This window comes from Congregibacter sp., assembly GCF_965662665.1.
GTDB lineage: Bacteria > Pseudomonadota > Gammaproteobacteria > Pseudomonadales > Halieaceae > Congregibacter.
This window is the reverse complement of the sequence record NZ_CBFIIF010000013.1, coordinates 39762-59847: the sequence shown is the minus strand read 5'-3', so window position 1 is coordinate 59847 and position 20086 is coordinate 39762. Positions and strand designations below refer to the sequence as shown.

The 20086-nt window shown below is 56.4% G+C and carries 18 protein-coding genes; 10 read left to right on the top strand and 8 right to left on the bottom strand.

The annotated features are described in order from the left end of the window. The first annotated feature begins 3 nt into the window (after positions 1-3). Genes xdhC through ACTG39_RS07515 form a run of 7 tightly spaced genes read left to right on the top strand, consistent with a single transcriptional unit; the run spans position 4 to position 5913 of the window. Positions 4-942: a xanthine dehydrogenase accessory protein XdhC gene (xdhC, locus tag ACTG39_RS07545; RefSeq protein ID WP_439106935.1), complete on the top strand. Its 939-nt coding sequence runs from the start codon at positions 4-6 to the stop codon at positions 940-942. After that, on the top strand, positions 942-1979 hold the full coding sequence (gene alc / locus ACTG39_RS07540; protein ID WP_439106934.1) for an allantoicase: 1038 nt from the start codon (positions 942-944) through the stop codon (positions 1977-1979). The genes xdhC and alc overlap by 1 nt, the downstream gene beginning before the upstream one ends. After that, the gene (uraD, locus tag ACTG39_RS07535) at positions 1976-2476 is read left to right on the top strand and encodes a 2-oxo-4-hydroxy-4-carboxy-5-ureidoimidazoline decarboxylase (RefSeq protein WP_439106933.1); all 501 of its coding nucleotides are present in this window, start codon (positions 1976-1978) and stop codon (positions 2474-2476) included. Before alc ends, uraD begins: the two co-directional genes overlap by 4 nt. Continuing rightward, positions 2473-2814: a hydroxyisourate hydrolase gene (gene uraH / locus ACTG39_RS07530; protein WP_439106932.1), complete on the top strand. Its 342-nt coding sequence runs from the start codon at positions 2473-2475 to the stop codon at positions 2812-2814. Before uraD ends, uraH begins: the two co-directional genes overlap by 4 nt. 4 nt (positions 2815-2818) lie before the next feature. Beyond that, positions 2819-3316 (top strand): ureidoglycolate lyase, encoded by a 498-nt coding sequence (locus tag ACTG39_RS07525; protein ID WP_439106931.1) that lies wholly within the window; start codon positions 2819-2821, stop codon positions 3314-3316. Next, positions 3313-4674, top strand: a complete 1362-nt coding sequence (guaD, locus tag ACTG39_RS07520) for a guanine deaminase (protein WP_439106930.1) — start codon at positions 3313-3315, stop codon at positions 4672-4674. The genes ACTG39_RS07525 and guaD overlap by 4 nt, the downstream gene beginning before the upstream one ends. A 39-nt stretch (positions 4675-4713) precedes the next feature. Beyond that, entirely contained in the window at positions 4714-5913 is a 1200-nt protein-coding gene (locus ACTG39_RS07515) for a urate hydroxylase PuuD (protein WP_439106929.1), read from the top strand. Positions 5914-5918: 5 nt separating this feature from the next. Here the strand turns inward: ACTG39_RS07515 and ACTG39_RS07510 are convergent, their stop codons facing one another. Continuing rightward, positions 5919-7289, bottom strand: a complete 1371-nt coding sequence (locus ACTG39_RS07510) for an 8-oxoguanine deaminase (protein WP_439106928.1) — start codon at positions 7287-7289, stop codon at positions 5919-5921. 155 nt (positions 7290-7444) lie between these two features. On the opposite strand from ACTG39_RS07510, the gene ACTG39_RS07505 reads away from it, so the two are divergent. Beyond that, positions 7445-8173: an SIMPL domain-containing protein gene (locus ACTG39_RS07505; protein ID WP_439106927.1), complete on the top strand. Its 729-nt coding sequence runs from the start codon at positions 7445-7447 to the stop codon at positions 8171-8173. A gap of 115 nt (positions 8174-8288) precedes the next feature. Continuing rightward, positions 8289-10490: a carboxy terminal-processing peptidase gene (locus tag ACTG39_RS07500; protein WP_439106926.1), complete on the top strand. Its 2202-nt coding sequence runs from the start codon at positions 8289-8291 to the stop codon at positions 10488-10490. On the opposite strand, the gene ACTG39_RS07495 is transcribed toward ACTG39_RS07500, so the two are convergent. The 7 genes from ACTG39_RS07495 to ACTG39_RS07465 form a co-directional block, all read right to left on the bottom strand. Further along, positions 10437-11516, bottom strand: coding sequence for a VanZ family protein (locus ACTG39_RS07495; protein ID WP_439106924.1), 1080 nt, complete (start codon positions 11514-11516; stop codon positions 10437-10439). The genes ACTG39_RS07500 and ACTG39_RS07495 overlap by 54 nt on opposite strands. Then, positions 11482-12864, bottom strand: a complete 1383-nt coding sequence (gene cysG, locus ACTG39_RS07490; RefSeq protein ID WP_439106922.1) for a siroheme synthase CysG — start codon at positions 12862-12864, stop codon at positions 11482-11484. The genes ACTG39_RS07495 and cysG overlap by 35 nt, the downstream gene beginning before the upstream one ends. A gap of 8 nt (positions 12865-12872) precedes the next feature. Next, entirely contained in the window at positions 12873-14180 is a 1308-nt protein-coding gene (serS, locus tag ACTG39_RS07485) for a serine--tRNA ligase (protein WP_439106920.1), read from the bottom strand. Between the two features lie 28 nt (positions 14181-14208). Further along, positions 14209-14586, bottom strand: coding sequence for a fluoride efflux transporter CrcB (gene crcB / locus ACTG39_RS07480; RefSeq protein ID WP_439106918.1), 378 nt, complete (start codon positions 14584-14586; stop codon positions 14209-14211). Positions 14587-14695: 109 nt separating this feature from the next. Beyond that, positions 14696-16003, bottom strand: a complete 1308-nt coding sequence (locus ACTG39_RS07475; RefSeq protein ID WP_439106917.1) for a replication-associated recombination protein A — start codon at positions 16001-16003, stop codon at positions 14696-14698. A 9-nt stretch (positions 16004-16012) separates the two neighbouring features. Further along, a complete protein-coding gene (gene lolA / locus ACTG39_RS07470) occupies positions 16013-16636 on the bottom strand; it encodes an outer membrane lipoprotein chaperone LolA (RefSeq protein ID WP_439106916.1) in 624 nt (207 codons plus the stop codon). Between the two features lie 4 nt (positions 16637-16640). Further along, positions 16641-18959 carry a DNA translocase FtsK gene (locus tag ACTG39_RS07465; protein ID WP_439106915.1) on the bottom strand — a complete coding sequence of 773 codons (2319 nt, stop codon included), beginning with the start codon at positions 18957-18959 and terminating at the stop codon, positions 16641-16643. Positions 18960-19108: 149 nt separating this feature from the next. Here ACTG39_RS07465 and trxB point away from each other — a divergent pair, with 149 nt between their 5' ends. Beyond that, positions 19109-20071 carry a thioredoxin-disulfide reductase gene (gene trxB / locus ACTG39_RS07460; RefSeq protein ID WP_439106914.1) on the top strand — a complete coding sequence of 321 codons (963 nt, stop codon included), beginning with the start codon at positions 19109-19111 and terminating at the stop codon, positions 20069-20071. Positions 20072-20086: the final 15 nt, after the last annotated feature.

The window sequence follows — 20086 nt, the reverse complement described above, 5'->3', positions numbered from 1 at the left end:
GTTATGTTAACGCCGGAGTCACATTGGAGTGAATGGGTACGTGAGCACGAGTCTTTGGAACAGGCTTACGTCATAGTCACGATGCTCGGCGCGCGGGGGTCCACGCCCCGGGACTCCGGTACCAAGATGGTTGTGAGTCTTGATGACTTTCACGGCACCATTGGCGGCGGGGAACTGGAGTTTCAGGCGCTGCAGCGTGCTCAAGAGCTGCTAAAAAACGCGGTCGCAGGTCAGTGGGTCGAAAACTTTCCCCTGGGCGAAAAACTGGGGCAATGCTGTGGGGGAAGCACCAGTCTGCTTTTTGAGCACTTCGTGCCCTTGGTGCAGCGCATCTATCTCTTTGGCGCGGGTCACGTGGGTCGCGCCCTGGCGCCACTACTAGCCACTCTCCCACTGAATATCCACTGGATTGACGCTCGGACCCAGGAGTTTCCCGACGACATTCCCTCCGGCATCACGGCGGTACATCCCGACGAACCTCTCGACGTGATCAAGGACGCCTCAAAGGGTAGTTACTTCATCATCATGACTCACCAGCACCCTCTCGACTATGCGCTCATGGAGGCTGCTTTACGACGTCAGGACGCTGCCTACATCGGGGTTATAGGCTCCCAGAGCAAATGGCGCCGCTTTGCACTGCGACTTCAGCATCGAGATTTTGATGAAAGCGATATACAGCGCATTCATTGTCCCATTGGTCTGTCCGCGGTGCCGGGCAAGCGCCCCAGTGAAATAGCGGTATCGGTAGCGGCAGAGTTAATCGCGCACTATCATGCGCGCCGCGATGAGATTCAAAGTCAAACGGGGCCCGGCTGGAAGCAGCTTCAAGCGCAGCTCGGTGCCTCCGACACCACATTCAATATCACCGACGACAGCCCCGTGGAAACTCAGCGTGGTGGTTCCAGTAAGGGACGTGTTGTGGGTTCAAAGGTAGAGCCGTAATGAACAAAGATTTTGACCGGGACGAAATGGATGACTTTCAGTTCCGCTACATCAACCTGTTGGCAGATCGCGTGGGCGGTCGTGCGATCAACTGCAGCGATCAATGGTTCGCCAGCTGTGACAATCTCGTAAAGCCCGGCCGAGGCGTTTTTAAGGCAGGAGAGTTTACTGACAAAGGTCAGTGGATGGATGGCTGGGAATCACGCCGCAGCTTTGGCCGGCAGTTCCGCATGAGCCAGCTGGATCATGACTGGTGTGTTTTGCGTCTGGGATTTGCGGGACGCATTCGCGGCGTCGATGTCGATACCCATCACTTTAGAGGTAATGCACCCCTGCAAGTTGCCGTGGATGGCACCCATGTAAAGCTGGACCCCGAAGCGGATACCCAATGGACCGAAATCATTCCTCTGACCGACGTCCTGCCTGATGAACAAAACCCAATCCCCTGCGACAGCACGGAACGCTGGACCCACCTGCGCCTACGCATCTATCCCGATGGCGGCGTAGCGCGGTTCCGGGCTTTCGGTGAGGTCATGCCCGACCCCAACGACTATCTCGAAAATGAGACCGTCGATCTTGCCGCTGTGGGTATTGGCGGGCGTGGTGTCGCCGCCTCTGATCAGTTCTTCAGCTCTACCGATAATTTGGTTATGCCCGGGCGCGGCGTCAACATGGGCGACGGCTGGGAGACTCGGCGCCGGCGCGACGAATTCAATGACTGGGCGATCATCAAGCTCGGTAAACAGGGCACGGTACGCAAGGTGATTCTGGATACCGCGCACCTCCGGGGCAATTTCCCCGACCGATTCAGTCTGGAGGGCTGCTTCGAACCAGAAGCCCAGATACCATCCGAAAACGCGTCCTGGACACCAATCATTAACCAACAGAGTCTCTGCCCCGACCGCGAACACACCTATACGCGGGAGGTTCTGTGTCCTGAGGATCAAAAGTTTAGTCATGTCAGACTGAATATTTTCCCGGATGGTGGCGTCAGCCGTTTACGGGTGTTCGGCATTGCGGACTGGGATGCACAGTGACCCTTCTGAAATTTAACGCACTGGATGACGATGCGGCCTGGCATGCACTGGAACTTTGCTGTATCAGCAAGCGCTGGATAAGGGCTTTGCTGGAGCAGCGCCCTTTCACCGATTTGCCTGCCCTCAAGACAGCAGCAGATAGGGTTTGGTCATCACTGGATCGAGACGATTACCTCGAAGCCTTTGAGGGTCACCCAAAGATCGGCGACGTGAGTTCCCTCAAGGCAAAGTACGCCAATAGCGGCAGCCTTGCTGCCCATGAGCAATCCGGTGTTGCTGCGGCGAGTGACGCAGTCATCGAAAGCCTGGCGAAAGGCAATCAGGATTATGAGGCGCGTTTTGGCTATATTTTCATTGTCTGTGCTACCGGCAAAAGTGCCGCCGAAATGTGCGAGCTACTGGAACAACGCTTGGGTAACGACCCCGACAAAGAGCTGGCTGTCGCCGCGGAAGAGCAACGGAAAATACTACAGATTCGCCTGGAGCAATGGCAATGAGCCAAATCACTACGCATATTCTCGATACCGCACGAGGCCAGCCTGCAGCAGCAGTGCCTCTCGCGCTGTATCAGCTGCAGGAAGGCCAGTGGGTGGAGATCGCTGCGGGCGTCACGAATGATGATGGCCGTGTGCCCGGCCTTCTGGATGCTGACGCTAAATTCCCCGCAGGAACCTATCGCATGCATTTTTCGACGGCCGAGTATTATTCCGCATTAGAGATAGCTGTCTTTTATCCCTATGTGGATGTGGTGTTTAACCTTGACGACGGCGGCGACCACTATCACATCCCCTTGTTGCTATCGCCCTTTGGCTACTCGACCTACCGAGGCAGTTGAACGCGTGAAGGAGATCAACTTAAAGCCCCTAAGCGCCGAAGCATTTGCACCTTTTGGCGAGCTTATCGATGGACAGGCGCCCTGCGAGCAGTATCCCATCAACGAGGGGCTAACCACCCGTCATAATGCTCTCGCTAGCATCGACTGTGCTACCGAGGGCGGCACGCCGATGCTGAGTTTGTTTCGAGCGCAGTGCGTGGAGTCGGGCTTTGTACTGCGAAGCATGGAACGTCATCCTCTGGGGAGCCAGGCTTTTATCAATACCAGTGGCAACCCCTATGCAATTGTCGTGGCGCGCCCAGGGCAGCTCGATGAATCGGCCATCGAAGGCTTCCTTGCGACGGGGAGCCAGAGCATCAGTTATCACCGTGGTACCTGGCATCACTACTTGCTGGCACTTAAATCGGACTCCGACTTTGTCGTGGTAGATCGAATCGGACCGGGCAACAACTGCGATGAGGTAGAACTGCAGTCACCTCTGCGCTTAGCGCTGCAGCTATGAGCCGCGTTCTCCACCGAGGTCGAGTACTGCATTTCCTCGACGATCCTTCAGAGGGCGTTGACGACAGTTACCAGTTTTTTTCTGACGGCGCCTTGCTCATAGAGCATGGTCATGTAATCGCCGTCGATGACGCCCAGCGTCTTCTAAAGTCACTGCCCGGCGATACAGTCATCCGAGAACATCAGAATGCCCTTCTCGTTCCAGGGTTTGTCGACACTCACATCCACTATCCTCAGATGGATATTATCGGCGCTCACGGAGAACAGTTGCTGGAATGGCTGGATAAGTACGTGTTTCCCACCGAGGCCATGTTTTCGGACATTAATCACGCCCAGCAGGTGGCGCGACGCTTTTTGCAGGAGCTCTTGCGCAATGGTACGACCACTGCCCTGGTGTTCGGAACCGTACACCCCGAGTCCATTGAGGCATTTTTTACCGAAGCTGAGGCACTCAGGCTGCGCATGATTGCGGGCAAAGTCATGATGGACCGCAATGCCCCGGACGCTCTTAAAGACACCGCAGAGTCCAGTTACCGGCAGAGCAAGCAACTCATCGAACGCTGGCACGAGCGAGACCGACTACGTTATGCGGTCACCCCGCGATTTGCGCCTACGTCTACACCGGAACAACTAAAGGCTGCGGGACGGTTACTGCAGGAGCATCCTGGCGTTTACCTGCACACCCACATGTCAGAAAACCTCAATGAGCTGGCCTGGGTAGAAGAACTTTTTCCTCATTCGGATCACTACCTGCACACCTATGACGAAGCAGGACTGCTGGGACGTCGGAGCGTATTCGCCCATTGTGTGCATCTAAACGAAGCCGAATGGCAGCGCATGGCCGAGACACAGTCGAATATCGCCTTTTGCCCGACGTCGAATCTGTTTTTGGGCTCCGGACTGTTTCCTCTGGCGCGTGCAGAGAGCTGTGGCGTTCACGTAGGTCTGGGCACGGACATAGGCGCCGGTACCAGCTTCTCACTCCTTGAGACCATGGACGAAGCCTATAAGGTGCAACAACTGCAGGGGCACTCTCTCAGCCCTTTCAAGAGTTTTTACCTCGCGACCCTTGGCGGTGCGCGAACCCTTGATCTCGAATCTAAGATCGGCAATTTTATCCCCGGCAAGGAAGCCGACTTTTTAGTCCTGGATCTGGCCGCTACGCCGTTGCTTGAGCAACGCCTGACGCATTGCAAGAGCCTCTTCGAGACGCTTTTCGTATTGTCGACGCTGGGCGATGATCGCTGTATTCGCGAGACATGGATTATGGGTGAATGCAGATATCAGCGTGATAAAAGTCATGCCACAGTGGATGACGCCGCCATGCCGCAGGCCTCACCGCAAAGCGATTATCATTAAGCCCACCCCACAGCAGCGTAAATAGGCAAGGAGTGATCTATGGAAACCTATCTCGTCGATTGGATTAGTCTGATCGTACGCTGGCTGCACGTTATTACCGGAATAGCGTGGATAGGTGCTTCTTTCTACTTTATGTGGCTGGATAACAGTCTCGAAGATCCACCTCAATGGAAGAAAGACAAAGGCATCAAGGGAGACCTGTGGTCCATCCACGGTGGTGGTATCTACGAAGTTGCGAAGTACCACGGTGCACCGGAAAAAATGCCCGAGCATCTTCACTGGTTCAAGTGGGAGGCCTACAGCACCTGGCTCACAGGCATGGTGCTGCTCGCGGTTATCTACTACCTGGGGGCCGAGTCCTATCTCATTGATCGCCGGGTAGCGGATCTCAGTCAATGGCAGGCGGTTAGCCTGGGGCTCAGTTTTATCGTAGGGAGCTGGGTCGCCTACACCCTCCTCTGCGGCAGCGCTCTGGCAAAAAACGGCTGGCTCCTTGCCACTATTCTCATGCTTTTGGGCGGCGGTCTGGCCTGGGGACTGTCTCAGTTTTTTAGCGGCCGCGGGGCGTATATTCACTTCGGCGCAATTATCGGCACCATCATGGTGGGCAATGTATTCCAGGTGATTATGCCGGGACAAAGAAAGCTCGTCGGCGCCCTGGAATCAGGGAAAACGCCTGACCCGGCATGGGGAGCCAGAGCCAAACTACACTCCACGCACAACACCTACTTAACTCTGCCTCTGCTGTTCATAATGATCAGCAATCACTATCCCATGACCTATGGACACGCGTTTAACTGGGCCATTCTTCTGGCCATCGTAGTAATTACCGCCGTATCCAGACAGTACTTTGTGCTTCGCCACGTAAAGATTAATCGCCCCGCAATACTGGGGGCTGCCATCGCCGCGACCGTCGTATTGGCGGTGATGATTGCGCCAAAGCCTGCAGTGATTCCCGAGACTGATGTTGCCGCAGCACAGCTCGCTCCCAGAGCGCATGGCATTATCAGGGAGCGTTGTGCCAGCTGCCACGCCGAAGCGCCCACGGATGATGTCTTCACAACCCCGCCGGGGGGGGTGATGTTAGATACTGTCGAACAGATGCAACAATGGGCACCGCGGATAAAAGCCCGCAGCATCGACAGTCATGACATGCCTTTTATGAACAAGACTGAAATGACAGAGGAAGAGCGCGCAATAGTCGCTCTGTGGATTAGCGCAGGAAGTCCAGCGAGCTAGGCTACCTATGCTCCCGCTAGCTCACCGTTTGCCAAGCGCACTGCCATCCGGCTATGGGCCTCCAGCAGCGGTGCAAGCTCAACGCCAGACAGCATTCCTTGTTCCACCAGTACGTCGCCCCCTACCACGGTGTAAGACGCGAGGCCCGAATAGCAGAGCAGCAGACTCGCGACGGGGTCGTGCACCGCACCGGCGTGCCATAGGTCGTTAACAGCAAATGCTGCACAGTCTGCCTGAAACCCCACACTCAATTGCCCTATGTCCCCTTCGCGACCTAAGGCTTTTGCACCGCCGCGGGTAGCGACCGCGAGCATATCCCGCACAGCGCAGCCGTCGGCGCCTTCTCTGAGACGCTGCAGGAGCATCGCTTGCCGAGCCTCTGCCAGAAAGTGTCCGCTGTCATTGGACGAGGAGCCATCGACCCCCAGCCCCACGGTTACACCGGCGTGCAGCATGGGCATCACCGGAGCGATGCCCGAGGCAAGCCGCATATTGGAGCACGGACAGTGGGCAACGCTGGTGCCCGTGCTCGCAAAGCGCTGGATATCGTGTTCATCCAGCTGCACGCAGTGTGCGTGCCAGACATCATCACCCAGCCAGCCCAACTCCTCAGCGTACTCGCCAGGGGTCATATTGAAGCGCTCTCGGCTGTAGGCGACGTCTTCCACGTTCTCTGCCAGATGGGTGTGCAGACGAACACCGTGTTTTCTCGCCATGTCTGCGGAATTGCGCATAAGCTCGCGACTGACAGAAAACGGCGAACATGGCGCTAACGCCACTTGGATACGCGACTTAGCCGTGGCGTCATGATGGCGGGCTATCAATCGTTCGCTGTCAGCAAGAATACTGTCTTCACTCTCCACCAGACTATCCGGGGGGAGTCCCCCGGCAGACTGCCCTACGCTCATGCTGCCTCTGAGTGCGTGAAAGCGTATGCCCGTCTCTGCCGCCGCAGCGATGCTGTCATCCAGGCAGCTCCCGTTTGGGAAAATGTACTGATGATCCGAGCTCGTGGTACAGCCTGAGAGCAGCAATTCGGACAAGCCGATAATTGCCGACACGCGAAATGCTTCGGGAGTCAGCCGTTCCCATACGGGATACAGCGCCTGCAACCAGCCGAACAAGGGGGCGTTTTGCGCGTCGGGCATCAAGCGGGTCAGATTTTGATAGAGGTGATGATGGGTATTCACCATACCGGGCATCAGCACATGTCCCTGCAAATCAATAATTCGATCCGCTGTGTCAGGCAGTGATCCGCTCGGCCCCACCGCCTCAATGACGCCATCACGCGCGAACAGCCCCCCGTCGGGAATCTCCCGCCGGGCATCGTCCATGCAAACCAGCACATCTGCGTGCCGCATCAAAAGCGTTGCCACGTTTATCCTCCTGTTTTCAGAGTGCATTATGTGGCCAGCGCTTATAGGCTACCAGTCCTTCTACCCAAAACCATGGGACGGGTAAGCCGCCGTGCAGGAACCCATCGTCAAGACTGTGGTCTCACTATTTAACGTCAGTAAAGGAAATCAAATCGATGTTCAGAAACACTTCTCTGCTCGCAAGCACTATTACCACGCTGCTCCTTGTGATTGCGACGATACCCGTGATCGGCCATGCCGCAGAATCAGAGCGCCGCATCGATGTCAGTGGCAAGGCTGAGCGGCGCGTAGCGCCGGATATGGCGCAGCTACAACTCGACGTAGTGACTGAAAACCTCGATGTAGCAACCGCGCGCCGCGAAGCGGACGCTATTACCGGGCGCGCCCTGGCAGCTTTGCGTGACGCGGGGCTGGCAGATGCCGACGTCGACACCACGGGTTTGTCCATCACGCCTCAGTTTCGTTGGCTCAAGGACGAGCGCAAGCAGGAGCTTACCGGCTATCGTGTTTCAAGAAACATCGAAGTCCGTTTACTGGACCTGGACATGCTGGGAGAGCTGCTTACCACCCTCACCGATACTGGCATCAACCGCATGCAGGCTCCCCGCTTAGGCCTGCAAGATGAAGAAGCAGTGCATCGCGAGGTGTTGGCAGCCGCAGCGCAGAATGCCCGTGAACGCGCTGAGGTGCTTGCGGCCGCCCTCGGCGAGGAGCTGGGCTCGGTGATCACCATAAGTGCCCAGCGCAATGCCACACCCCGTCCCATGATGGCCGAAAGAGCGATGATGGCGGCTGACTCCGCGTCCGCATCTTCCGGCGAAAGTTATTCTGCGGGCTACCTGAGCTACTCTGTCACTGTGAATGCCGCTTTTGGGCTGGAATAATTTAAAGCAGCATGGTGGTGGCCGTATTTACGGCCGCTTTTCAGCGCTTTGACCTAAAAAAGTATCACGCTACACTCCCTAGACCACCGACCAGGCAATAATAAGGCAAGCTATCGTGCGTAAAGCATTCCTGAATACTGCAGCTACTCTGACCCTTGCAGCAGGCCTCGGCTTGTCGAGCTCAAGCATGGCGCTCATTGAGTACAGCAAATCTCAACAGGAAACGGCCTCCGAGCTGATTGAGCAGCTCGAGCAGCGTCACTATGCCAAGCTGAAATACGACGATGGCCTGTCCTCTGCGCATTTGGATAACTACGTCGAAAATCTCGATGGCGGCAAAATGTTTTTTACCACGGCGGATATTGCCAGCTTCGAAGTGTTTCGCAACCAGATGGACGATGACCTGCCCAAGGGCAATCTCGATGCCGGCTTCACAATCTTTAATAGATTTCATGGACTGCTGAGCAAGCGCCTGGAAACGCTCGTGGAAGACCTTCCTCAGATGATCGAGGGCATGGACTTCAGCATTGACGAGCGCTACGAACTGGATGTGGATAAGGTGGCCTGGGCGACAGATCAGGCAGAACTCGACGAGCGCTGGAGGCTTCAAGTCAAGAATCAGGTCTTAAACCTGCGCCTTGCGGACAAGCCCCAGGACGAAATCACCGAAACGCTCGTCAAACGCTACAGCAATCAATTGAGCCGCGTTACTCAGTACAACGCGCAGGACGCTTTTCAGATTTATGCAAACGCCCTCACCGAGCTATACGACCCCCATACCAATTACTTTTCACCCCGTCGCTCGGAAAACTTCAATATCAATATGCGCCTTTCCCTGGAAGGTATCGGCGCTGTGCTTTCGCTGCAGGACGAGTACACCCGCGTCGCCCGCATAGTTACCGCAGGACCTGCTGATAAGCAGGGTGAACTTAAACCATCTGACCGCATTGTTGCCGTCGCACAGGATGAGGATGGTGCTTTTGAAGACGTTATTGGCTGGCGCCTCGATGAGGTAGTGCAGCTGATTCGCGGACCCAAGGGTTCCACCGTGCGTTTACAGGTGCTTCCAGCAAAGGCCGGTGCGGATGCTGAGCGCAAGACCATTAAGATCGTTCGCAACAAGGTAAAACTAGAAGAGCAGTCTGCGCAAAAGCGAGTGCTTGAGCTCCCTAAGGGCAATGGCGAAACGATTCGCGTGGGAGTGATTGATATTCCCACTTTTTATATCGACTTTGAAGCGATGCGCCGCGGCGACGAAAACTACAAAAGCACTACCCGGGATGTAAAAAAGCTCATTGCCGAGCTTGAGGAAGAAAATGTCGAAGGCGTCATCGTAGATCTTCGCCGCAATGGCGGCGGATCCTTGCAGGAAGCTAATGACCTCACGGGACTCTTTATTGAATACGGCCCCACCGTACAGATTCGGCACTCTTCCCGTCGGGTCTGGCGCGACGGCAAGCGTCTGCGCAGTGCCTATTACGACGGACCACTGGTTGTGTTGATCAATCGTTTAAGCGCCTCTGCTTCGGAAATTTTTGCCGGAGCCATTCAGGACTATGATCGCGGCCTCATTGTCGGCGATCGATCCTATGGCAAAGGAACGGTGCAGACCATGGTGCCACTCCCTGAGGGGCAGCTGAAGATCACCGAGAGCAAGTTCTATCGCATCTCCGGTGACAGCACGCAACACCGAGGCGTAGTGCCGGATATCACCTTCCCGTCGCTCTACGATCCCGAGGAGATTGGCGAATCCTCACTGGATAACGCGCTTGATTGGGATCAGATCAACCCTGTACGCCATCGTCGCTACAGCAACGTGGATTCTCTGGTCCCCCAGCTCACAGAAATCTTTGAAACCCGTAGCAGCAGCAACCCTGAGTTTTTGTATCTTCAGGATCAATTGGCGGTAGCTGAGGAAAATCGCGCAATCACCAGCGTGTCTCTCAACGAAAGTGTGCGTCGCGAGGAACGGGAGCAACGAGAGCAGCGCGCTTTGAAGATAGAAAATCGACGCAGGGTTGCCCTGGGAGAAGAACCTCTTGCATCCTTGGACGAGCGTGATGATAACGAAGCTGAGGATGAGGCAGGCCTCGTGGATTCATCCGCGGACACAGACTCGGAAATTGAAGACGCGCTCGTGGATAGTGGCGCTCAGAGCGCAGAAGATGAAGAGGGAGAGGAAGAAAACGAAGTCCTCACAGCACAGGAAATAGCGAGTGAGGATGTCCTGCTCTCAGAGGCAGGTAGCATTCTCGTCGATGCGCTAGTTCTCCAGGAACGCGCGTACGCGGTGACTACGCCGAAGCAGGACGACTAGCAAAACAGCCACCGCGATACCGATCCAGTCCACTAACATATCCTGTATCCCGGGGCCCCGCCCCGGTACAAACAGCTGCAAAGTTTCGGTGACCGGTGCCAGCATTAGCAAATCCAGCCAGCCATAGCGGCGCGCTAATCCCAGAAAAAATGTGGCTCCACAGAACAACACTGCGTGCATAAAGGTGAACAGTGAAAATCCCCCAATGGGGAACTGCATTTGCAGTAAAGCTTGCAAACTGACCCGAGCGTCAATGCTTCGCCCGCCCGTTAACAGCTCGTAGATATCCGCCTTGAGATTCACGCTCACGCAACATCCGAATAAAATGCCCAACACGATTCCCAGGCCACCGATCACAAGCAGTCCCGGACGGGTGTAGCGATAGTCTCTAAACAAGAGCACCAGTAGCATGACCCCAACTACCAGCATACCCATGCGAAGCAAACGCCATACGGGGTTTTCGCGTAGGGCCGTGACTGCGAGACTCTCAAGGGAGAGTTCAGCGGGGGCCGTCAAAAACTGCAGCTGCAAAATAGCGGGGCCGTCGCCCTCGCGTCTGGGAATCGACTCATCAAAACACTCACCGGACAGCCCGCTATAAAAACTGTTCACGCGATACTGACGATTAAAGTCCAGCCTCCCATAACGCACAGAGGCCAGCATCACCGCAGCGGTCTCAGGAGCGACATCCCGGGCAAGGCAAAAACTGACGCTGACGAACTCAGTCTCCGAGGGAAAGTCCAGAGGACGGGATGCCCAATGAATCCCCTCTCGCTGAGCGCTCCAGCGCAATAGCTCCCCGTCGGGAATCTCCGTGATACCGGGCGACAAGGACCAGGCCAAAGGCTGCTGATTGAGCGCCTGGGAAGGCCCTATGGAAAAGTGGCTTGGAATCAACGCTGCCAGTAGCCAGGAGGCAAGCAGATACACAAGCAGCCAGCGCCAACGCAAGAGCGTTTGCGAAAAACCAAGCTGCGGATCGTTGACGGATTTAACCACTGCCGTACCAACGTAAACGTTCGGCAAGAAGCACGACCTTGCCCACGATGATCAGGGTTGGCGCCTGGGGCTTGGCGCTTTCTACCAGTGATTCTATGCTACCGAGGGTGCCGGTCAGGAGACGTTGCTCCGCGGAGGTCGCGCGCTCTATCAGAGCCACAGGCGTATCCTTGGAGCGGCCGTGAGCTATCAGCTCCCTGCAGATAATCGGCAAGCCCACGAGACCCATGTAAAACACCAGGGTCTCTGTATTACTGAGAAACTCCTCCCAGCGGTGATGCAATTCTCCATCTTTGGTGTGTCCCGTGACAAATCGCACAGACTGCGCATAATCCCGATGGGTCAGGGGTATGCCGGCATAGCAGGCAGCAGCGTTTCCGGCGGTAATACCGGGCACTACCTGAAAGGGAATATCTCGCTGAGCCAATAGCTCGATTTCCTCGCCCCCGCGACCAAACACGAAAGGGTCGCCGCCTTTCAGCCGTGCCACTCGCTTGCCTTCCAGCGCCAGTTCCACCAGGAGCTCATTGATTCGATCCTGAGGAACGCTGTGATCTGAGCGGCGCTTCCCCACATAGAGCTTGTCCGCGTCGCGACGCGCCATCGCCACAATGTCAGGGTTCACCAGTCGATCATGGAGCACTATGTCGGCGCGCTGCAGAAGCCGTAGTGCCTTAAAGGTCATCAGCTCTGGATCTCCAGGACCCGCGCCAATGAGGTACACCTCACCCACCGCGGACGTGCTGTGGCTTTCAAGGAGCTCGGCCAGTGCCTGCTCCGCGGCCTGCCATCGATTGCTGAGGATTAGCTGGGCGATAGGCCCGTCAATAATCTGCTCCCAGATGCGCCGACGCTCCCCCTCACTTTCGCCCGCTGCGCGGATTCGATCACGATGCAGGCGACCAAAACGCGCAATGTCCGCTGTAGCGGCAGGAAGCATGGCCTCAATCCGACTGCGCACTGAACGAGCAAGGACGGGGCTTGCACCACTACTACTGATAGCCACGATCAGTGGGGAGCGATCGACAATAGCTGGGAAGATGAAGCTGCATAGATCCGGAGAGTCAACGACGTTCACCGGGATATTGAGTGAGCGAGCCTCGCGATGCACGGACTCGTTGACGCCCCGGTCAGGGGTCGCTGCAATCACCATGATGGCACCTGCCAAGTCGCCTGGGGCGTATTCCCGCTGCTGCCAGGTGAGACTGAATTCCTCCCCAAGGGCGCGAAACTGCGCATCCTGCTCTGGAGCGATAACCGTCAGTATGGCACCTGCCCCCAGGAGAAATCGCGCCTTACGGGCCGCAACAACGCCAGCACCAACCAGAACTACGGGTTGATCCCGCAGTCGCAGGTTGATGGGCAAGAAGTCCATTTGTTGACCTAGCGCCCGGGTCCGGCGATCTCGGTCTCACCGCCCATGTAGGCCTGGAGTACCTGCGGTATGGCAATGCTGCCATCCTCTCGCTGATAATTCTCCATGACTGCAACCATGGTTCGACCCACAGCCAGCGCCGAGCCATTAAGGGTGTGCAAAAGCTCAGGTTTTCCCGTGGCAGGATTGCGCCAGCGAGCCTGCATTCTACGTGCCTGATAGTCGCCAAACAGGCTGCAAGAGGAAATTTCACGATACTTACCCTGCCCCGGAAGCCAAACCTCAAGGTCATAAGTCTTGCGCGCAGAAAAGCCCATATCGCCGCCGCAGAGCAGCATTTTTCGATAGGGTAACTCCAGGCGTCGCAGGACTTCTTCTGCCTGCAACGTCAAAGACTCCAGCGCGGCCTCAGATTGCTCCGGGCGGGTCAGATACACCAACTCCACCTTCTCGAACTGGTGCTGGCGAATCATGCCTCGGGTATCTCTGCCATAGCTGCCGGCCTCACTGCGAAAGCAGGGGCTGTGGCACGTAAAGCGGATACCCTCTTCGCCGAGCTCCCCATCTTCAAAAATACGATCTCGAGCGATATTGGTAACCGGTACTTCGGCCGTCGGTATCAGGTAATAACCCTGGTCGCCCTCCAGGCGAAAGAGGTCTTCCGCAAACTTGGGTAGCTGCCCGGTTCCGCGTAGGGAATCGCTATTCACGATGTAAGGAACATTCAGCTCCGTACAGCCCAATTCCCGAGTGTGTAGATCGAGCATAAATTGAATGAGAGCACGGTGCAGCTGCGCAAGAGGACCGCTGATAACCGTGAATCGCGAGCCGGTAATTTTTCCGCCCATTTCACTGTCCAGTCCACCGCTGGCTTCACCAAGATCCACGTGATCCCGAACCTCAAAATCAAACTCGGGCACTTCGCCCCAATGGGTAACAACAACGTTGTCATCTTCGTCACTGCCAGCGGGCACGTGAGCGTCGGGCAGATTCGGCACGCTGTGCAAAAACGCTTCCAGCTCTGCCTGCACGGTTCGCGCTTCTGCCTCTGCCTGCTCCAAACGTCCGGCAATCTCCTGCAGTGTCTCTTCAACGGAGGCTTTTGCCTCGTCCACGCTCATGCCGTCACCCACGAGCTGCCCGATCTTCTTACTGGCGCTTTTACGCTCAGCCTGAAGCTGCTGGCTACTTACATCAGCCGTTTTACGTCGGGCATCAAGCGCTTCGAACGCCGCCACATCGAACACGAATCCGCGCTTTGCCAGTGCCGCCGTGACAACCTCTGGTTGTTTTCTAACTTCCTTGATATCAAGCATTATCTAATTTCGTTCCTTTATCTGAAGCTTAGCCGAGCAAGCTTCGCGTAAAATAAACACCAAGAGCGGCAGCGCCCACACAGCACACCACGCTCATCACCGCGTAAGCGGCTGCCATAGCGAGCTGGCCTTGTAACCACAGCCCGACGGTTTCCAAAGAGAAGGTCGAAAAGGTCGTAAACGCTCCCAGAAAACCCACCATCACAACGCTACGCCAATCGGGGTGTAAGGCAGCCCTTTCGAGCATCACAAAGACCACACCGATGACCAAAGAGCCGCTGGCATTGATGAGCATGGTCCCCAGGGGCCAAGGGTGACCCCAAAGATTATGCACGTGCGTGGAAAGCCCATAGCGAGCCAGTGCCCCACAGGCACCACCGAGTGCAATAAAAACCAGATGCTGCATCAGCTAGCTCGCTAAAAAGCGCGGATTGTAAAGGGTTTAGGGGGTTGCGTTAAGCGTCATGACCAAGAGCAGGCTCGGAAAACCGGCGATCAGAGCTGGATTTTGACTCTCAGGAATAGCGTCGTCGACTCGCTAATCGATCCCGCACCCGCAGATCGTGAAGCCGTGCCTTGATGCGTCCTTCCAGACCGCGTTCCGTAGGTTCGTAAAAACGGGTCCCATCCAAAGACTGGGGAAAGTAACTCTCCCCTGCCGCAAACGCATCAGTTTCGTCGTGCGCGTAACGATACTCAGCACCGTGCCCCTCGGACTTCGCGAGCGCCGTGGGCGCGTTTCTTAGATGAATAGGAACCTCGTCCGACCCACCATCGGCTACCGCTCGCTGGGCAGCCTTGAACGCCATGTAAACAGCATTGCTCTTTGGTACCGACGCGATATAGGTAATGGCCTGGGCAAGAGCCAGCTCTCCCTCGGGACTACCCAGACGCTCAAGCGTCTGCCAGGCATCCAGAGACAGGCTCAAGGCGCGAGGATCCGCGTTACCAATGTCTTCACTCGCCATACGGATGACGCGTCTTGCCAGATACAGCGGGTCGCATCCACCGTCGAGCATTCGGCAGTACCAGTACAAGGCCGCGTCTGGGGAGCTCCCTCGTACGGCTTTGTGCAGCGCGGAAATCTGATCGTAGAAGTTATCGCCGTTTTTATCGAAGCGCCGGGGTGACCCCTGCAACACCTCCTCAAAACCAGCCGCATCCAGACGTCCTGCATCGCTCTTCAGGCTGGCAGCGAGCTCAAGTAAGTTGAGCACTCGACGCGCGTCTCCATCCGCAGCCAGGGCTAGACGCTCGCGCTGGGAATCACTGAGAACTAAACCGACTTCGGCTTCGCCCCGCTCCAGTATCCTTGCCAATTCCTCGGCGCTAAGTGTGCGCAAGCGATAGACTCGCGCCCGAGAGAGCAGCGCAGAGTTGAGTTCGAAAGCCGGGTTCTCCGTTGTCGCACCAATGAGCGTCAAAGTTCCGTTCTCGACAAATGGCAAAAACGCATCCTGCTGTGACTTGTTAAAGCGATGCACCTCGTCGACAAACAATACGCATTGCCTACCGCCAGCTCGCTCAGCCTCGCCCACGGCCACCGCTTCCCTGATGGCCTTTACACCATCCATGACCGCGGAGAGCTTGAGCATTCGACTGCCGCTGGCGTCGCATAGCAACTGAGCAAGGGTGGTTTTCCCCACACCGGGCGGCCCCCAAAGAATCATCGAGTGCAGCGCTTCGCCATTGAGGCAACGATAAAGCGGCTTTCCCTCAGCCAGCAGGTGCGTTTGCCCCACCACGTCTTCAGCCCGGGACGGGCGCAAGGCTGACGCCAATGGCTGCGCCGCTTCTGGAGCGCCAAAAAGATCGTCGGTCATGACCGCTTTCTAATAGTCTGAAGGCTCATACACGTCCACGCCCGCCGGGGGGACAAAATCAAAGTCTTCTGCCGTCAGCTGCTGCGGATCTGAGTCGGGCGTGAGCGCAAGTTTGATCCGTTGGCCGCTACGATCCTGAACATCCATCGCGACAACGGCATCTGCCTCCCAGGCGATATCTACGGAGGCAAAACCGGCCTGAGGGAAGGTAGGCACCAGGCGAACCCGCGATGGGCCCAGTCGTTCCGTGGCAAACTTTTCCCGCAACTCATCGCTGTCTCCTGCGAGAAGTTCCAGCGGCGTGAAGGCATTGTTATCGCTGGTGTCACGACGGGTCGCCGCCGCCAAATCAATATCGTAATGCCAAAGTTGAGCCCCGGACACGACGATCATCTGTTGATCCGGATAATCTATCTCCCAGCGAAAAAATCCCGGACGCAACACGGCATAGCGACCGCTGGAACGTTCAAGGAGCTCACCATCCTCGTCCGATAGCTCCTGAAGAAACGCACCGCTAGCCTGAGACTGAGACGCCAGCAGGCGCCAAACATCGTCGGCGTCGTCCTGCGCCAAAACAGCTGCACTTTCCAGAAACAGCGCGAGAAACAGCAGCGCCATGATTTTTCTTAACACCTGATCAATCCTCAATCGGTGGCGGCGCGATGACTTCACGCTGGCCGTTCGTACCCATCTCGGTCACGACGCCCGCGGCTTCCATGGATTCAATGAGACGGGCTGCGCGGTTATAGCCGATGCGCAGTTTACGCTGCACGCTCGATATAGACGCGCGCCGGCTCTTGGTCACAAAATGCACGGCTTCGTCGTAAAGCGCGTCACTCTCGTCATCACCTTCCGAAGCCTCGGACTGCAGTTCACCGGGGGTTACCGCAGTGCTACTGCCTTCATCGAGGAGGCCTTCGATATAGGCCGGTTCTCCCCGGCGTTTCCAGTCGGCAACGACCCGGTGTACCTCATCATCGGACACAAAGGCGCCGTGTACGCGCGTCGATAAACTGCTGCCCGGCGGCATATAGAGCATATCGCCGTGACCCAGGAGCTGCTCTGCACCGCCTTGATCCAGGATGGTTCGCGAATCTACTTTTGAGCTCACCTGAAAAGCGATACGTGTAGGTATATTTGCTTTGATCAAGCCCGTAATGACATCCACGGAGGGGCGCTGGGTGGCCAAAACCAGGTGGATGCCGGCAGCGCGAGCTTTCTGTGCGATGCGCGCGATCAGCTGCTCTACCTTCTTACCCACAATCATCATCATGTCGGCGAATTCATCGATAACAACGACGATAGCCGGCAGCGCCTCCAGGTCAGGTGCAGTCTGCTCCTCGACAGGAATCATGGAGAGCTGATCAGGCACCCATAGTGGGTCTGTTAAAGGCGTGCCCGCCTTCACCGCATCCTGGATTTTACGGTTATAGCCCGCGAGGTTTCGCACACCCAGAGAGGCCATGAGCTTGTAGCGACGCTCCATTTCCGCAACGCACCAGCGAAGACCGTTGGCCGCATCTTTCATATCGGTGATCACGGGCGTCAGCAAATGCGGAATGCCATCGTAAACCGAGAGCTCAAGCATTTTGGGATCGACCAGAATCAGTCGCACATCGGCGGGCGTCGACTTGTAAAGCAGACTAATCAGCATGGCATTTACGCCCACGGACTTACCCGAGCCCGTGGTACCCGCCACCAGCAAGTGAGGCATCCGCGCAAGGTCAGCCACCACGGGTTGGCCAGAAATATCGTGCCCAAGGGCCAGGGTCAATGGGGACTTGGATTGATCAAAGGTGCGCGACGACAGTACTTCTCTAAAGTTAACAATCTCCCGGTGCTCATTGGGTATTTCTATACCCACCACGCTCTTGCCGGGGATCACCTCAACCACCCGTACAGAGATAACCGCCAGAGAGCGCGCCAAATCTTTAGCGAGATTGGAAATTCTGGAAACCTTAACCCCTGCCGCAGGTTGAATCTCGAAGCGTGTAATCACAGGGCCTGGATACACAGACGTCACTTCTGCGGTGATACCAAAGTCCGCAAGCTTCAGCTCCAGAAGTTTGGACAGCTTTTCCAGGGCCTCGGGAGAGTAGCCCTCACTCGCGTCTCGCTCAGCGAGATCAAGTATTTCAAGGGGCGGCACTTCGCCGGTAACGGGGGCGTCAAACAAGGGCACCTGTTTTTCCCGCTCGACGCGCTCGGACTTTTCCGGTGGCGGTTTTAGCGGTTTGATCTTGGGGGGCGTGCGCTTCTTTTCCTTTTCCACATGCTGATCGATGACCTGACGCCGCGCTTCGAGCTGCTTTTCTCGCGCTTTGCGCTCTTGAATGTCGTCTACGAACTGCAGCACCCGTGCTTTTGCAGTGCCGAAGCCATTGATTGCAAAAGCACCCAGACGATCCATCAGTCGCAGCCAACTGAGATCCGTAAAAATAGTCATTCCGAACAAAAACACGGCGAGCAATATCAGTCGGGCACCGAAGGCATTAAAGGCAGTATTCATTGCCGACCCCAGCGCCAATCCCACGATGCCCCCTGCCCCTTGAGGCATGAACCCACCGGCACCCACATTGAGTGCTGCAAGGGCAGTCCCCGAGGCCATTACCAGGGTTAAACCCAGTGCTCTAACGCTGAGGACCGTCCCGGAAAACTCCCGAGGCTGTTGCCGCTCGGCAAACAGAAGCGCCGCACGGTAGGCGAGCATGAGAGGAAACAGATAAGCGAGATAACCCACCAGCGAAAAGCAAACGTCAGCCAACCATGCGCCAGTGGGGCCGCCCAGATTACTGACCTGACCGCCTGCACCAGTCCCGGACCAACCGGGATCCGCTTGGGAGTAACTCATGAGACTCACAAGCAGATACGCGCAGACCGCAGCAACAGCTATGAGTAAGCCCTCGCGTAAACGGGGTGAAGCGCTGTCCTGGGCCTCTGTCTGTCGCCGGGGCATTTCAATTACCTCTGTGAAGAGGTGTTAGTTTCACGATGTTTCTTAATTTATTCAATAGCTTAAAGTAATTTCCTGATATTAATTTGATCTTTGATCACAGCCCCGCCTTCCATTACCATGGGCGCCTTTTTAAGTGAGACTACAACACAATGAGCGATGTTCAACATCATACGCTGATCATACTGGGTTCCGGACCTGCAGGTTACACTGCCGCGGTCTATGCTGCGCGCGCAAACCTGGATCCTGTCGTGATTACTGGCATGCAACAGGGTGGTCAGTTAACCACCACAACGGAAGTCGAAAACTGGCCCGGCGGTGCCCACGACCTTCAGGGCCCCGGCCTGATGCAGGACATGCTTTCCCATGTCGAACGCTTTGGAACCTCGGTCGTGTTTGACCACATTGACTCGGTAGACCTATCCACCCGACCGTTCAAGCTCAAGGGATCCAGTGAGTACAGCTGTGACGCGCTGATTATCTCCACCGGCGCCTCCGCGCAATATCTGGGTTTACCCAGTGAAGAGAAGTTTCTGGGCAAGGGCGTTAGCGCCTGTGCCACTTGCGACGGCTTTTTCTATCGCAATAAGCGCGTTGCCGTGGTCGGCGGTGGAAACACCGCTGTAGAAGAGGCGCTTTACCTGTCAAACCTGGCGGAAAAAGTCATTCTCGTCCATCGCAGAGACAGCCTTAGAGCTGAAAAAGTACTGCAGGATCGACTGTTCGCACGCGAAGCAGAAGGCAAGGTGGAGTTTCGCTGGAACCACACCCTGGCAGAGGTACTCGGCGACGAGACGGGTGTCACGGGGATGCGTATCGCGCCAACGGACGGCAGGGAGAGCGAAGACGTAGAGCTGGCGGGCGTATTCATTGCCATTGGCCACAAACCGAATACTGATATCTTTGTGGACCAGCTGGATATGAACGGTGGTTACATTAAGGTCCACAGCGGTATCGAAGGTAACGCGACGGCCACGAGCGTTCCCGGTGTGTTTGCCGCGGGCGACGTGGGCGATCACATTTACCGTCAGGCGGTAACGTCAGCAGGCTTTGGCTGTATGGCCGCGCTGGACGCAGAAAAATACCTCGACGAGGTCGCCTCCAGCACGGCCTGAGTGTCCCGAGAGCCC